This window comes from Shinella sp. S4-D37 (assembly GCF_040812195.1).
In the GTDB taxonomy this organism is placed as follows: Bacteria; Pseudomonadota; Alphaproteobacteria; order Rhizobiales; family Rhizobiaceae; genus Shinella.
The window spans coordinates 2,503,145-2,517,655 of record NZ_JBFNXL010000005.1; the positions used below are offsets into that span (position 1 = coordinate 2,503,145).

Annotated in this window: 16 protein-coding genes and 1 pseudogene; 6 read left to right on the forward strand and 11 right to left on the reverse strand. The window is 67.6% G+C overall.

Translation table 11 applies throughout. The features are described 5' to 3' along the window. Positions 1-40: 40 nt before the first annotated feature. From AB3G45_RS19765 to AB3G45_RS19775, 3 genes and pseudogenes are all read right to left on the reverse strand, one after another. A pseudogene (locus AB3G45_RS19765) lies at positions 41-379 on the reverse strand (terminase family protein); the annotation flags it as partial. Between the two features lie 439 nt (positions 380-818). Next, positions 819-1,367: a hypothetical protein gene (locus AB3G45_RS19770; RefSeq protein ID WP_367832158.1), complete on the reverse strand. Its 549-nt coding sequence runs from the start codon at positions 1,365-1,367 to the stop codon at positions 819-821. A 235-nt stretch (positions 1,368-1,602) separates the two neighbouring features. Further along, positions 1,603-2,079 carry a YcgN family cysteine cluster protein gene (locus tag AB3G45_RS19775; protein WP_367832159.1) on the reverse strand — a complete coding sequence of 159 codons (477 nt, stop codon included), beginning with the start codon at positions 2,077-2,079 and terminating at the stop codon, positions 1,603-1,605. Positions 2,080-2,250: 171 nt separating this feature from the next. Here AB3G45_RS19775 and AB3G45_RS19780 point away from each other — a divergent pair, with 171 nt between their 5' ends. Genes AB3G45_RS19780 through AB3G45_RS19790 form a run of 3 tightly spaced genes read left to right on the forward strand, consistent with a single transcriptional unit; the run spans position 2,251 to position 5,610 of the window. Beyond that, a complete protein-coding gene (locus AB3G45_RS19780) occupies positions 2,251-4,443 on the forward strand; it encodes a transglycosylase domain-containing protein (protein WP_367832160.1) in 2,193 nt (730 codons plus the stop codon). Between the two features lie 29 nt (positions 4,444-4,472). Beyond that, the gene (locus AB3G45_RS19785; protein ID WP_367832161.1) at positions 4,473-5,066 is read left to right on the forward strand and encodes a DUF1214 domain-containing protein; all 594 of its coding nucleotides are present in this window, start codon (positions 4,473-4,475) and stop codon (positions 5,064-5,066) included. Beyond that, positions 5,059-5,610, forward strand: coding sequence for a DUF1254 domain-containing protein (locus tag AB3G45_RS19790; RefSeq protein WP_367832162.1), 552 nt, complete (start codon positions 5,059-5,061; stop codon positions 5,608-5,610). The genes AB3G45_RS19785 and AB3G45_RS19790 overlap by 8 nt, the downstream gene beginning before the upstream one ends. A 173-nt stretch (positions 5,611-5,783) precedes the next feature. On the opposite strand, the gene AB3G45_RS19795 is transcribed toward AB3G45_RS19790, so the two are convergent. After that, positions 5,784-5,972 (reverse strand): hypothetical protein, encoded by a 189-nt coding sequence (locus tag AB3G45_RS19795; RefSeq protein ID WP_244769947.1) that lies wholly within the window; start codon positions 5,970-5,972, stop codon positions 5,784-5,786. Positions 5,973-6,566: 594 nt separating this feature from the next. On the opposite strand from AB3G45_RS19795, the gene AB3G45_RS19800 reads away from it, so the two are divergent. Further along, positions 6,567-7,532 carry a DUF2336 domain-containing protein gene (locus tag AB3G45_RS19800; protein WP_367832163.1) on the forward strand — a complete coding sequence of 322 codons (966 nt, stop codon included), beginning with the start codon at positions 6,567-6,569 and terminating at the stop codon, positions 7,530-7,532. Between the two features lie 8 nt (positions 7,533-7,540). Here AB3G45_RS19800 and AB3G45_RS19805 read toward each other — a convergent pair whose 3' ends face one another. From AB3G45_RS19805 to AB3G45_RS19820, 4 genes are all read right to left on the reverse strand, one after another. Continuing rightward, positions 7,541-7,672 carry a hypothetical protein gene (locus tag AB3G45_RS19805; protein WP_367832164.1) on the reverse strand — a complete coding sequence of 44 codons (132 nt, stop codon included), beginning with the start codon at positions 7,670-7,672 and terminating at the stop codon, positions 7,541-7,543. A 103-nt stretch (positions 7,673-7,775) separates the two neighbouring features. Beyond that, complete coding sequence (locus tag AB3G45_RS19810; protein ID WP_367832165.1) at positions 7,776-8,150, reverse strand: DUF1491 family protein; 375 nt, start codon at positions 8,148-8,150, stop codon at positions 7,776-7,778. Between the two features lie 327 nt (positions 8,151-8,477). Continuing rightward, the gene (locus AB3G45_RS19815; protein ID WP_367832166.1) at positions 8,478-9,191 is read right to left on the reverse strand and encodes a peptidoglycan-binding domain-containing protein; all 714 of its coding nucleotides are present in this window, start codon (positions 9,189-9,191) and stop codon (positions 8,478-8,480) included. After that, a complete protein-coding gene (locus AB3G45_RS19820) occupies positions 9,163-10,692 on the reverse strand; it encodes a sensor histidine kinase (protein ID WP_367832167.1) in 1,530 nt (509 codons plus the stop codon). The genes AB3G45_RS19815 and AB3G45_RS19820 overlap by 29 nt, the downstream gene beginning before the upstream one ends. A 512-nt stretch (positions 10,693-11,204) precedes the next feature. Between AB3G45_RS19820 and AB3G45_RS19825 the strand changes: the two genes are divergently transcribed. Both AB3G45_RS19825 and AB3G45_RS19830 read left to right on the forward strand, forming a co-directional pair. Continuing rightward, entirely contained in the window at positions 11,205-11,630 is a 426-nt protein-coding gene (locus AB3G45_RS19825; protein WP_367832168.1) for a DUF5330 domain-containing protein, read from the forward strand. Positions 11,631-11,784: 154 nt separating this feature from the next. Next, entirely contained in the window at positions 11,785-12,204 is a 420-nt protein-coding gene (locus AB3G45_RS19830) for a SufE family protein (RefSeq protein ID WP_367832169.1), read from the forward strand. Positions 12,205-12,268: 64 nt separating this feature from the next. Here the strand turns inward: AB3G45_RS19830 and AB3G45_RS19835 are convergent, their stop codons facing one another. From AB3G45_RS19835 to AB3G45_RS19845, 3 genes are all read right to left on the reverse strand, one after another. Then, on the reverse strand, positions 12,269-13,030 hold the full coding sequence (locus tag AB3G45_RS19835; RefSeq protein WP_367832170.1) for a DUF6456 domain-containing protein: 762 nt from the start codon (positions 13,028-13,030) through the stop codon (positions 12,269-12,271). Further along, a complete protein-coding gene (locus AB3G45_RS19840; RefSeq protein ID WP_367832171.1) occupies positions 13,023-13,457 on the reverse strand; it encodes a helix-turn-helix domain-containing protein in 435 nt (144 codons plus the stop codon). The genes AB3G45_RS19835 and AB3G45_RS19840 overlap by 8 nt, the downstream gene beginning before the upstream one ends. Before the next feature lie 231 nt (positions 13,458-13,688). Continuing rightward, positions 13,689-14,123 carry a MucR family transcriptional regulator gene (locus AB3G45_RS19845; RefSeq protein ID WP_367832172.1) on the reverse strand — a complete coding sequence of 145 codons (435 nt, stop codon included), beginning with the start codon at positions 14,121-14,123 and terminating at the stop codon, positions 13,689-13,691. Between the last annotated feature and the right edge of the window lie 388 nt (positions 14,124-14,511).

The window sequence follows — 14,511 nt, forward strand, 5'->3', positions numbered from 1 at the left end:
TTGCTTCGGAAATCTTCGGTTGCGCGTGTGCACACAATCCTTTAGGTAGTTCGTCGCACCAGGCGAAGTGGAACTGCGGCCCGCGCAGGCTTTCCGGGTCCTCGGAGGAGAAGATCTGCGCGATCGAGCCGTTCGGCCAGACGAGCCGCCGGCGCGAAGCCTCGAAGTCGGGCCGCGCGCGCCCGGCGATCCGGCAGATGCCCGACACGCCGTCGATCATCACCTCGCGCGCATCGCCCAGCGTCTCGGCGACCAGCGCGATGCGCAGGTCCGCATTTTGGCCCGCAAGCGCATGCACCCATTCGGCCCCCGCCCGCGTCTTGCCCGAGCCGCGCCCGCCCATCAGCAGCCACACCCGCCAGTCGCCCTTCGGCGGCATCTGGGCAAGACGATGATGGAAGTGCCAGCCGCGCAACTGGTGCGGGCGGGTCGGGGTGATCGGTGTTCCGCGGGCAGAAACTGTTCCTTCGGCCTCGCCCCTCATTCCCCTGTCGGGACAGTCTCCTTGGCTGCGGGGAGAAGGGGATGGGGCCAGGGCCTCCTCCCCATCGGGAGCAAGAGAAATGGAAGAAGCGGGCGCCACATCCCCCTTCTCCCCGCAGCCAAGGAGACTGTCCCGGCAGGGGGATGAGGCGCAAGCCTCAGACGAGGGGCAGACCTCACCGCCCCCCCGCCCCGAAATCCCCGCCTCCAGCGCATCGGCCTCGATCGAAAACGCCGCCCGCCCCCGCTTCTCCTCGATCATCCTCAAACCCGCAGCCGCCGCCCGCATATCCGCGTCGAATGTCTTGCCGATACGCCGGCAGGCGCGCCGTGCCCTACGGTCCGCTTTCCGCCCGCGCGGCAGCATCGCGGCAAGCCCCTGAGCCGCGCATCCACTCTTCCTTCGCCGCATTCAGCCGATCCTTCACGCGCTCTTCGACGAGCCGGTCGAACTCCGCCGCCAGCGCCGCTTCGTCCTCGTCCTCGCCGCACGCCGCGTCCGCCTCCGCCCGTGCATGGACGAGCGTGCGCTGCAGGCTGTCGATCTTCTCCAGCGTGCGCACGATCAGCGAGACCGCCTCGATCGCCGCCTTGGCGTCGGCCTGCGCCTGCTTGCGCAAGGCCTCGTCCTTGGCCGCGTCGGCCTCCGCCTCGGCAAATGCCTTCTGGCTCTGGAAGCGCTGGAAACGCTCGCGCAGCTCCTTGGTCATTTCGAGCAGCATGGCCTGCATGTCGAGAAACGGATCGAGCGGCGCCTCGGCCTTCGTGTCGAGCAGCGGCGCCGCGCCGCCCTCCAGGCCCGCCCGCCGCTGCCCGAGCCCGTCATAGACCGGCGCCGGAAGGACGCCGAAAAGATCGAGATCGATCGCCAGATCCGCTTCCATGCCGGTCCCCCAAAGGAAAAGGCGCCCGGTCCGAAGGGAACGAGCGCCTGTCAATAAATTCCTGCGTCGGATGCGAAAAGCCGTCCGCGGGCGAAGCTCACCGCTCCACCGGCCTCCGGGAAAACCGGGCCGGATCCCTCCGCCCGCACCTTTCCGACTATGCCATGACCCTATCAGACCACCGTCACGCCGTCAAGGACTATTTTCCTATTTTCCGCGAAAACCTTTCGGGAGGCTATTTCCCCTCGCCCACTTCCAGCGGCCAGGTCACGAGATAATCCTCGTAGTCGTCGACATCGAGGCCCTCCTCGCTCACCGTGCGCCCGCGGGCGGAAATGCCGGCCTGGTGCACGGTGTCGGGATCGCCGGAGACCAGCGGGTGCCACCAGTAGAGGTCCTCGCCGTCGCGGATGAGGCGATAGCCGCAGGTCGGCGGCAGCCAGGAGATCTTTTCCACGCCCTCCACCGTCAGCCGGATGCAGTCGGGCACGGTCGCCTGCCGGTTCTCGTAGTCCGAGCATCGACAGCTTTCCCCGTCGAGCAGCACGCAGCGGATCGAGGTCCAGACGATCTCGCCCGTGTCCCAGTCCTCCAGCTTGTTGAGACAGCACAGCCCGCAGCCGTCGCACAGGCTCTCCCATTCCGGGTCGGTCATCTCGGCGAGCGTCTTGGTCTTCCAGAACGGCAGGTCTTCGGCAGGGCGCGTGGTCATGCCCGACCCCTGGACCCCTTGGCCGCAAAGGTCAAGGGCCCGGCCGCTAACCGTCCCCGCGCGAAATCCGTTCTTCTCGTTTCAAAAGACTGATATCCTCGTCGAATAAACCGGTGGTGAGAGGACGTTAACCCAGTGCAGGCAGGCTGCGCCCCGCCCCCGCCGGAAGGTATGCGAACCGTGGAAGACGACAGCCAGACGCCCAAAAGACCCCGCCGCCGCAAGCGGCATTTCCTGTTGCGCATCGATTCCTGGATCGATTCCACGGTCTGGAACGCCGGTTTCCGCGCGGCCGAGATCTGGGAGGAGATTACCATCTTCTCCCGCCGCTTCCATGCGAAGGGCTGGAAGAAGGCCGTCTTCGAGGTGGCCGGCGAAGGCATGAACCTCGGCACGGCCGGCTTCATCCTGCTGCTCGCCCTCGCGCTCCCCGCCTTCGAGGAGACCAAGGGCAACTGGCGCGCGCAAAGCGATTTCGCCGTCACCTTCCTCGATCGCTACGGCAACGAGATCGGCCATCGCGGCATCATCCACGAGGATTCCGCGCCGATCGACGAACTGCCCGACCACCTGATCAAGGCGGTGCTGGCGACGGAGGATCGCCGCTTCTTCAGCCATTTCGGCATCGATTTCCTCGGCCTTGCCCGCGCCATGAACGAGAATGCGCGCGCCGGCGGCGTCGTGCAGGGCGGTTCCACGCTCACCCAGCAGCTTGCCAAGAACCTGTTCCTGTCCAACGAGCGTACCATCGAGCGCAAGATCAAGGAGGCCTTCCTCGCCCTCTGGCTGGAGGCCAACCTCTCCAAGAAGGAGATCCTGCGCCTCTATCTCGACCGCGCCTATATGGGCGGCGGCACTTTTGGCGCGGCCGCAGCGGCGCAGTTCTATTTCGGCAAGAACGTGACGGACGTGAACCTTGCCGAATCCGCCATGCTCGCCGGCCTGTTCAAGGCCCCCGCCCGCTACGCCCCGCATGTCAACCTGCCTGCCGCGCGCGCGCGAGCCAACGAGGTCCTGACCAATCTCGTGCAGGGCGGGCTGATGACCGAGGGCCAGGTGATCGCCGCGCGGCGCAATCCCGCCAGCGTCATCGACCGCAACGAGAAGACCGCGCCCGACTTCTTCCTCGACTGGGCCTTCGAGGAGGTGCAGCGCATCGCAAAACCCTTCGCCCAGCATTCCCTCGTCGTGCGCACGACCATCGACATGGGCCTGCAGGCCGCCGCCGAGGAGGCGGTGGAAAGCGGCCTACGCCAGTACGGCGAGAGCTACCGCGTCAAGCAGGGCGCGCTGGTCATGGTGGAGAACGGCGGCGCGGTGCGCGCCATGGTCGGCGGACGCGACTACGGCGAGAGCCAGTTCAACCGCGCCACGCGCGCGCTGCGCCAGCCGGGCTCGTCCTTCAAGGCCTATACCTACGCCGCCGCGATGGAATCGGGCATGACGCCGGAAACGACCATCGTCGACGCGCCGATCAGCTGGGGCGGCTGGTCGCCGCAGAACTACGGCCGCAGCTATGCCGGCCGCATGACGCTGATGACGGCGATGGCGAAGTCGATCAACACCGTGCCGGTGCGCCTTGCCAAGGAGAAGCTCGGCACGAAGCGCATCGCGGAACTGGCGAAGGCGATGGGCGTCGAAACGCCGATCCGCACCGACAAGACCATGCCGCTCGGCACCTCCGAGGTCACCGTTCTCGACCAGGCGACGGGCTATGCCGTCTTCCCCGCCGGCGGCCTGCAGTCGCGCCGCCACGGCATCAGCCAGATCCTCAACTACGACGGCGACATCCTCTACGATTTCGGCCGCGACGCGCCGCCGGCGAGAGAAGTGTTGTCGCAGGCGGCCATGTCCTCGATGAACCGCATCCTCGTCACCATTCCCGTGAGCGGCACGGCACGGCGCGGCGCGCTCGACCGCGGCATCGTCTCGGGCGGCAAGACGGGCACCACCCAGGCCTATCGCGACGCCTGGTATGTCGGCTTCACCGGCAACTACACGACCGCCGTCTGGTTCGGCAACGACGACTATACCTCGACGAACAACATGACCGGCGGCTCGCTGCCCGCCATGACCTTCAAGCGGCTGATGGACTATGCCCACCAGGGCATCGAGCTGCGCGCGATCCCCGGCATCGAGAACCCGCTGCCGGACGGCAAGACGGCGAAGGAGGTGGCCGCGACGGCAGGCGACGAGAACGCCCTGCCCGCGCTCGTGCGCCCGCGCTCGCTGTCGGCCGACGTGACGAAGCTCCTGAAGGATGTCGCCCGCGACCTCGGCGCGGCGAAGGCGCTGAAGGCCGACGGACGGGTCGCCGCGCTCGACGCAGCGCTTGACCTTGCTCCGGCGAACCGGACAGAGTGACGGCAACCTGATTCCAACGGTCGATCGCCTTGTTCCGCACGCCCCTCGTCATCGCCACAGCGCTCGCCGTCGCCTTCGGCCTCGGCATATTGAGCTCGATCTACGCGCTGCGCGCAACGGTCGGCTTCGGCGCCATCGCGCTCGGGCCCTGGACCGCCTTCCCCGCCGCCCAGACGGTCGATGCCGACCCTTATGCGAAGGCGCACCGGGCGCGCGACGGCAAGCTGCTGCTCGGCGGCGCCGAGGGCCTGACCTTCACCGCCGCCACCGACAGCGAGAGCCGCACGCTGGTGGAGAACTGCCGCTACGAGATCCGCGGCATCACCCCGCCGGCGCGGCTCTGGACGCTGCATGCGGCCGACCGCAACGGCAATCCGCTGGAAGGCGCCCGCCCCGACCTGCCCACGGGCCTCAACGCCTGGTCGGTGCTGCGCGGCGCCGACAGCACCTTCTCCATCCGCATCGCCTCTTCGGCGACGCCGGGCAACTGGCTGGCCGTGCCGGAGGGCAAGGCGCCGTTCCTGCTCGTCATGACGCTGCTCGACACGCCGACAGCCGGCAGTTCCGGCGTCATCGACCTTGCCATGCCCGGCATCACGCGGCTGGATTGTGCCGATGCGTAGCCTCCTCTATGCCATCGCCGTCGGCCTCGTCGGGGCGGCGCTGCTGCACATCGTCATCATCCTCTCGCTGCCGAGCTTCACCGGCCGCGATGCCTATACCCGCGTGCAGGCCTTCGGCGAGGCGAACCGCTTCTTCCCGCTGGCAGGCGGTGGCGAAACGCTCGCCCCGATCAACGACGACCCGGCGATGAAGACGGCGGTCTGCGCCTTTTCGGTGGAAACCGGGCCCATCCGGCTGTTTGCCGAGGGCGAGGTGCCCTTCTGGTCGCTCGCCGTCTATGACAGCGCCTCCAACGAGGTGTTCAGCATGAACGACCGCACCTCGGTCAACGGCGCGCTCGACACGCTGGTCGCCACGCCCATCCAGCTCATCGCCATCCGCAAGGCCGTGCCGGCGGAACTGGAACAGTCGATCCTGGTGGAGATGCGCGGCGAGGAAGGCTATGCCGTGCTGCGCACCTTCGTGCCGACGCAGAGCCGCGAGGAAGCGGCTGCCGCCTTCCTGGCGGATGCGGGCTGCGAGCCCTTCACGACGGAACAATAGGAAGGGCCGCTCCGAGGAGAGCCTTGTTTGGCGACGACGTCGCCTCGCCCTTTGTCGTCATCCTCGGGCTTGACCCGAGGATCCGCGCAGCACGCGCTGCTGTGGATGGTCGGATCAAGGCCGACCATGCCGGAGGAGAGGTCGCCGCACTGCGCACAGCGACCGGAAGATAATCAGGGCCGGCGGGCGGTGTCCTGCGCGCCCTGCTTTGCTGCCTTGCCGCGGGCCGCCAGCATGGCGGGCGTCAGGCGCTCGTATCGCACGCCGGTGAAAAGAAGAACCTGGGCCGGAGCCTCACGGCGGATGGTGTCGCGGCGCGGCGTCCGCGCGAGCCATTCCTTCAATCGTACCACGTCTGCCATTCTCGCCTCCAAAAGAAGAATCGAGACGGATGAAGCACTCCTACAAATCTCACCCTGCCCGTTTCCACGGGCCGGTGCATCCGGTTCCGTCACACCCGGAAGCGACGCGAGATCGATGCCTCCCCAGTCGCATACGGGTGGAAAACGGCGATACGGGACCAGAAGTTTCCCCTTCACGGGAATGTGTCTGGCGACCGTCCGGCATCCGGAACATCGCACCTTTCCCTCGCGGAACGGCGGGCGTCTTTCGACGGAACCACCGTTCACATGATCGAATCATAACACGTCCATCGCAATAGACGAGCCGATCCATGTCCCTAAAACTAGCGACTGTCGGGTTAACATGCTGTTAACACTAGCGTGAAGAGTGCGTGTGCGCTGTTCCCTGCGGCACAGGGCCGGCGGTGGGCGGGCAATCGGGCACCTGCCCCGATGCGGCACGCCCCGCGATCTGCAACTTCGGCGACACTACCTTGTAAACATTGCGGTTTCCGCGCGAGCAAGGTTAACGGTCTGCTAACGCTTTTCCTCTACTTTTCGTGAACGGTTTGGAAGCGGCAAGGGGCTGCCGCTCCGGGGATTGACGGGTGTTTTGTGACGGACAGGTTTCGCGAACTGGAAAGACCGCAGGCGGGGCGGCCGAAGGACATCGTGCTGATGGCCACGGTCTCCAGCTTCGAGAGCCTGCGTTTTCCCTCGCGCTCGGACCTGCGCCAGTTCGCTGAACTCTTCGAGCCGCTCTATAACGCCTCCACCGAGGAGGCCCGCCGTCAGGCCGTCGCCGCACTCTCGCGCTGCCCGCAGGTGCCGGACGAGACCGCCCTCTTCATCGCCACGCGGCCCATCGCCGTCGCCGCCATCTTCCTCATGGGCTCCAGGGCCATCGCCGACCAGACGCTGCTGCGCATCCTGCGCGCCGCCGGGCCGGAACATGCCCGCGCCATCGGCCGGCGCGACGACCTCTCGCCCGCCGTGGTCGAGGCGCTGGTCGCCAGCCACCAGGACCATGCCAGCCGCAAGGCCGGCGAGGACCGCGCGGCCTCGCTGAAGGAAGCGGCAAGGCTGGAGCGGGAAGAACAGATCCGCGAGGAATTGCGCGCCCTGGTGCGCGCCGCAACGCCCGCGGTGGCGGCCCCTGCCGGCCTCGAACCGGCGAGCGAGGCCCACCACGGGCTGTTCGTGCGCTTTGCGCGCGCGGGCGAGGCCGGCATGCTGGCCGTCACGCTCGCCGACGCGCTCGGCTCCAGCCAGTGGCTGTCCGAGCGCATCCTCCTCGATGTGTCGGGGCGGCAGCTTGCCGAGACCCTGCTGGCGCTCGACGTGCCGGAAGAGGACAGCCTGTTCGTATTGGCGAAGATCTACCCGCACCTTGCCGAAGGCGGCGCGGCGGCGCTGCTTGCGGCGCTAGACCGGGCGGAAGCGATCGACCGTGTCGAAAGCTGGCAGCGGGCGGACAGCTACACGAACGGCAACGGCCTGCCGAAGGCGGCCAACGGCGACGACGCGCATGGTGACCGCGGCAGGTCCTCCGAAGCCGCACGGCACCGCGCCGCCGGCTGAGTTTTTCATCAGAAAATCCGGCGCCGGGCCGGCACGCGGATCGCCGCGCCTTCGTTGCGCTCGGCCGAGAGCGCGGCCAGCATGGTCACGACGAACATTCCCGAAATCAGGAGTGCAAGAGCGGGCAGCACGATGAACATGGCGTTTCTCCGAGGCTTCGACACAGGCGAGCGCCTGTGTGCCTCCCTTCTGCCATGCCCGGTGCGCCGGCGATGTTCCCGCGGGAACAGGCCGGGGAAACGCCTAGCGCCGGAAGAACCCGTCGTCCTTCTTCGGCCCGGCACCGGCAAAGTCGATGAGGTCGCCAACCTCGTCCGTCTCGATCGACACCACCCAGAGGTCGCCGTCGAAGCGCCGCTCGCGCGCCAGCGCCTCGGCCACCGCCTCAGCCCCGACCCGCTCCAGCCGCGTCTCGAAGCGCCTGAGCCCGCTCTCCTCGGCCTCGAAGAAACTCTGCGGCGCCGGGGCATGGAGGCTTTCCGAACCGTTGCGGAACACCTGCCGCACGAACACCGCCCCCGCCTCCTCCGCCCCCTTCGCCTCGACGGCCGCAAAATCGCCGCGGGAAAAGACGCGACGCATCAGGGCGGAAACGAAGATATCGGAACGAAGGCGCATGGACGCGGCATACAGGCTCGCGCCCGCGGGGGCAATGCCGACGCATGATACCCCCTCTGCCCTGCCCCGAGGAAGCCAGGGCCATCGCGCATGGGAAGGAAACCGTCGCCACTCTTCCCTTCTCCCCAGCGGGGAGAAGGTGCCGGCAGGCGGATGAGGGGGTGCCGAAGGCAAGAAAAAACAAGGGCTTCTACCCGCGACGCCCCCTCATCCGACCCTTCGGGCCACCTTCTCCCCGCCGGGGAGAAGGAAGGAGCGGCAAAGTCGAATTCCCTACGCGATATTGCAAAGAGAGGTCTCGACCACAGGCGAAATCCCCCGGCCGCCTCAGAGCGCGCCGATGTCCTTCAGCTTGGCCAGCACCTGCTCGTTCGGCTCGCCGGTCACCGGCAGGCGGTAGTGCTTTTCGAAATGGCGGATCGCCGTGCGGGTCTTCTCGCCGATCAGCCCGTCCACCGCGATATCCGCATAGGCGATGTTGCTGAGACCCTTCTGGATCTTCATCACCAGGTCGCTCGGCGCCGGCCGCGCGACGGCGGAGGTGACGGCCGGGTCGGCCTCGGCGCGCAGGATGGCGGCCGCGACCGGGTCCTCCTCGGCCTCCGCCTGCGTCTGGGCCGGCTTGCTTTCGATGACCTTGGCCACCTCGTCGAAGGGCCGCTCGGCCGGCGTCACGCCGGTGATCTCGGGCAGCGGCTCGCCCTCCTCGGCGCGCTCGATGACGAAGGTCGTCACGTCGTGCGGCTCGGGCCTGGTGGCGGTGAAGCCGAGGGAATTGTCGGCCGAGCGCATCTTCAGGAAGGGCGCCGGATGGCCGCCGGGCTGATACCACAGCGCATTGGCGGCGACGAAGGAGAAGACCACGATGAAGGCGCAGGTGCCGCCGATCGCGGTCGGGTGGCGCGCGGCAAGGCCGCCGAGCGCGGCAAGCCCGGTGATCACGATGTTCGGCCGGCGCGGCGCCGCGCGCGCGCCGGACCGGCCCTTGCGGGCCTGGCCCTCAGGCCGCCGCTCAGGCTGTCTTCTGACGTGCGCGTTCATGCTTCGTGTCCTTGCCATCCAGCGACGGCTCGTAAACGGTCTCGACCACGGCCGCAAGGCGCGGCGGGAATTCGACGGTGGATGCGCTGCCCGGCCGCGGCTCGCTTTCCGGGGCGGCGGCGCCGGAGCCGTCCGCCGGCACGCGCACGGTGATGACGGTGCCCTCGCCCGGCCGGCTCTCGATGGCGAAGCTGCCGCCGTGCAGCGTCACGAGGCCCTTGACCAGCGACAGGCCGAGGCCGGTGCCCTCGTATTTGCGGGTATATTCGTTCTGCACCTGCATGAAGGGCTGGCCGATCAGCGCCAGCTTGTCGGCGGGGATGCCGATGCCGGTGTCGCTGACGGTCAGGATGAGGTCGCGCCCCTCGCGCGCCGCGTCGATGGTGACGATGCCGCCGCGGTCGGTGAACTTGATCGCGTTGCCGACGAGGTTGATGAGCACCTGCTGGATCGCCCGCTGGTCGGCGACGGCCTCGCCGATGGCGCGCGGCACGCGGCTCGCCAGCGTGATGCCCTTGTCGCGCGCCTGGAGGCCGAGCATCTGCTCGCAGGCCCGAACGCTGTCGGCGACCAGGAAGGGCTCGGTCAGGAGCTCGTAGCGGCCCGCCTCGATCTTCGAGACGTCGAGCATGGTGTTGACGACCGACAGGAGGTGCGAGCCCGACTGGTGGATCAGCGTGACATATTCGCGCTGCCGGTCGTTCTCCAGCCTGCCGAAATATTCGCCCGACAGGATGTCGGAAAAGCCGAGGATGGCGTTCAGCGGCGTGCGCAGCTCGTGGCTGACGGCCGCCAGGAACCGCGTCTTGGCGTCGTTGGCCGATTCGGCCTCGGCCGCCTTGCGCGCGCTCTCGCCGCGCAGCCGCGCCTCGTCGGAAATGTCGCGCGACTGGGCGACGACGGCGCAAAGCGCGCCGTCCGCGCCGGCAAGCGCCGTCATCTCCACGCGCATATGGGTGAACTGCTCGGTGTCCAGATCGAGGCGCGGACGGTCGATGCGCAGCTCGACGGTCTCGCGCGTGCCGCCCTGGCGCAGGCGGTCGATCGCGGCGAGGAAGCCGATGCGGTCGGACACATGGATCTGGTCGAGATAGCCGCGGCCCATCGGGTCGCGCAGCCAGGCGAGCATGTCGGCGCGGTCGCGGCCGTGCACGGCGGTCACGAAGCCGCGCGCATCGTGCAGCGTCACGAGGCCGGCGAAGAGGTCATAGGGAGAGGCGGCAGGCGGGACGGTGGCGGCAAGCTCCTCGGCAAAGGTCTTCTGCGGCCCGGGCCCTGCCTCGCGGCTCGCGGCGGCAGCCGCCGTCAGCAGCGCGCCGGCGCCGGCAAGCGCCACCCCGGCCGGCAGCGCGGCGGAGGCGGGCATGACGGCGGACAGGGCGAGCGGCAGGCCGGGCACGGCCGCCAGCAGCGCCAGCGTGACAGCGCGCAGGGACGCGGGCGGGCGCTCATCGCCGGCAACGCCAGCAACGCCGGCGACGGCGCCCAGGCGGGCTGCCATTCTGTCAGCGATGGTGCTCAATTGGCGCAACGCGAAACCCTGCCGTTTATATTCTTTTGGTGCGCCCAAAATCGCATCGGCGGCTTAAGGAAAGAATAAACGGCGGGGGCGCAAAGCGGGTCAAAAAGGGCCAAAAGTCCCATTTCGGGGCAATCCAACGGCCATTCGTCCGGCGTGGTTAACGGGGCGTAAGCGCCTCATTTTGCGGCATTTTTCTGTTCATGTTAACGTCTTGGGCAAAGCGCCGGAAAGGCCGCTCCCGGCATTCCGGCGCCTTGCCGCCGCACCGCCCGCCACGATCCTTAACGCCGGTCGCTAAAATCCGCCTCAAATGCGCTTAAAGTGCCGGGAAAGGCGAGATGGACGGCATTTTAATCAAAACTGGGCAAAACCCGAATGATTCCTGCAAAGGGGAATTTCCTTCCCGCCCCTATTCTCGCATCAACGGTTCGCCAAGGACCAAACGAGCCGAAGGCCGCAAAGAGCCGAGGCGACAACGAGGATGGCAAGCGATGTGGTTTCTGATCAAGGGAACGTTCTGGTTCTCACTGGTTCTCGTCCTGCTCCCCTTCCTGGACGCGGAGTCCTCCGCCAAGCTGGAGAAGGGCCCGGCGGTCGAGATCGGCGACACGTTCACCGCCGCCAGTGAAGCCCTGCACTACGTCACCGCCATGTGCCTCGAAAAGCCCGACGTCTGCGAGAAGGGCGCCGAGACCTTCGTCGCCCTCGGCCACCGGGCCCGCGAGGGCGCCCGCATCGCCTACCAGTTCCTCGATACCCAGTTCGCCGAAGAAGGCGCCGCGGTCGCCGCGGCCGATCCGGCCGGCAAGGAAGCGCTCGACCAGCCGCTGCCGGCCGTCGCCGCCATCGACGCCGACGACGAGATCATCACCGGCACGGTCGCCATCCCGACCCGCCGCCCCGACCGAAAGGGCTGACACCGCCCCCCGTCTTTCTGCCTGCCTCACTCGTTGCCCTGCAACCGCCGCACGGACCCGTTCCCTGCGGCGTTTCTTTTTGTCCTGGCGGTTTCCGGTTCAAATTCGAAGCGGCCTCGCCTATATGAAGGCAGTCCCCGCACACGGAAGAACCATGGCCACGCTGCAAGAGATCATCGACGACTTCGCCTTCCTCGACGAGTGGGAGGACCGCTACCGCTATGTCATCGAACTCGGCAAGGCGCTGCCGGACCTGCCGGAGGACCAGCGCACGGCCGCCAACAAGGTGCAGGGCTGCGCCAGCCAGGTCTGGCTCGTCAGCAAGGCCGGCGCGGGCGCCGACCCGGTGATGACCTTCGAGGGCGATTCGGACGCGCATATCGTGCGCGGCCTCGTCGCCATCGTGCTCACCATCTATTCCGGCAAGCGCGCCTCGCAGATTGCCGCCCTAGACGCCATCGACACCTTCAACGCCATCGGCCTCGTCGAGCACCTCTCCTCCCAGCGCGCCAACGGCCTGCGCTCGATGGTGCGGCGCATCAGGGAAGAGGCGGCGGTGCGGGTGGCGGCTTAGGCGGCCGGAAGGCCCTCCCCCACAAGCGGCAGGCAGAGAGGGTTGCCATAGCCAACCGCGCCCCTCACACCGGCAGATCCGGCCGATACCCCTCCGCGCCCCAGGCATGCGCCCGCCGCCCGGCGGGGGCCGGCGGGGCGTAGTGGCGGGCGAGCGCCATCAGGGCGGCGCGCAGCATCAGCTTGGCCGAGCGGGCCGGCCATTGCCGCTCGCGCTCCACCGTCTCCAGCCCCTTCATGAAGCAGCAGACGTCGAGCGCGACGCCTGAGAGCTCCGGGCCGACCGCCGCGACAGCGCGCGCGACGCGATGGCGCGCGGCAAACGCGGTGTCGGTGAGGTCCCGCGCCGCGCCCGCCTCGCCCTTCTGGCGGCCGGCGATGCGCGGCTCCCAGGACATGGTCATGCGCGGCTGCAAGCCGCCGCGGGTGAAATCCGCATGCAGCCGCTCGCCGGCGGCAAGGGCGGTGTCCGGCAGGAAGGCCCCGCCCGTCTTCTCCTTCAGGCGGGCAAGGCCCGCCAGCGGCGATTCCAGCCGGTTGGCAAGCGCCCGCTCCCGCACCCCGTCGCGCAGCACCGTCACCTCGGCCATGTCGCGGTGCTGCGCGGCGAAGGGCGTCTCGGCCGTGCAGAGCCGGCGCCTGAGATGGGCCCGCGCCTCCGCCGTCGCCAAGAGCCGGCCCCCCGCGCGCCGGACGAGGCCGAGGCGCAGCCCCTCGGCCAGAACCGCCGGCGCGGCGTCCTCGGCGATCCCGGCCGCACCGGCCGCCAGGAGGGCTTGCAGGGCTTTTCCCAGCGCGGCGTCGTTCGCTTCTCCCCCCTCACGCATGGCTGCCGATCCCCGCCGGGCCGAAGACCGCCAGCACGACGCGCTCGACCGCCGAGACGAAGGCATCGAAGGCGGCATCGTCGCGGCGGTCCTCCACCACGTTGCAGGCATGGCCGACCGTGGTGCGGTCGCGCCCGAAGGCCGCACCGATATCGGAGAGCGACAGCCGCAGCACGACATGGCAGACATACATGGCGATCTGGCGCACATGGCAGGTGGAGCGCCGGCTGTCGCGCCGGCGCAGCGCGCGCTCGCCGGTCATCGCCGTCATTTCCAGGACGAGCTGGCGCACGATCCGGCAGGCGATGCCCGACGGCACGGCCGGCGCCGCCTCGCCGGGCACGGCGCTCTTGGTCTCCGGCGCCGGATCGGCGCAGGGCCTGGCTGCGAGGGACGACCGGCGGTGGGGAACGATGAACTGGTGCATGACTGGCCACTCCGTTGATAGGAATTTATTCATACACCTTAGAGGATCCGCGGGGACGAATGAAGCGAAACTCCGCAATCATGCATTGAATTTCTTTGTTTAATGAGGCCAATTGTCCCCATATAGGCTTTTATTCCTCCATCTCGTGCTGATATGCGGTCTTCCGCACCGGCAACCGCAAAAGGCCGGCCCCTGGCAGGACCGGCCTTCGAACGGCAGAGATGAGTGGGCTTACTTGGCCTTGCGGCGCTGGCCGAGACCCATTTCCTTGGCGAGGCGCGAGCGGGCCTCGGCATAGGAGGGGGCGACCATCGGGTAGTCGGCCGGCAGGTCCCACTTCTCGCGGTATTCTTCCGGGGTCATGCCGTAATGGGTCATCAGGTGGCGCTTCAGCGACTTGAACTTCTGGCCGTCCTCCAGGCAGATGATGTAGTCGTTCTGCACGGACTTCTTCACCGGAACCGGCGGCTTCGGCTTCTCGGCGACGACCGGCGCTTCCACGGCGGCGGCGGGCTGCGTCGTGTTGTTGAGCGCGGCATGCACGTCGGCGATCAGGCCCGGCAGTTCCGCGACAGGCACGACATGGTTGCCGACATAGGCAGCAACGATATCGGCGGTCAGTTCCACAAGCAGATTGGCGCCGGCGCCAAGGGTTGTTTCGGTCATTTCTTTCTCCTGTCGGACAATACGAAGGTCGATGGTCCTATCCACCGGCCTGAGCAACGATATCGGCGTAACGCGTTCCTGTCGGGCGATCCTGTGGCAGAATAATGCCCGTCGGTCGAAATGCAGACATTTCCGTCAAGATAACTTCCACTACAGCGCCCGTCGCGCCACGCGCCATGCGCCAGCTCTTGCCGGGCCATATACCCTGCGGGCATAGATGCGGCCCCAACTCAACTTAGACAAGAATTCCGCATGAAAGTTAATCAACTGGAATGCTTTACTTCGCCTGAAATATCATTCCGCAATGCATTGTCCAGTATTATTTTAAGGAACAACACTGAACAACTTCGCGGGGAAATACAAGCCGTCAAAATTAAGGGGATATTAC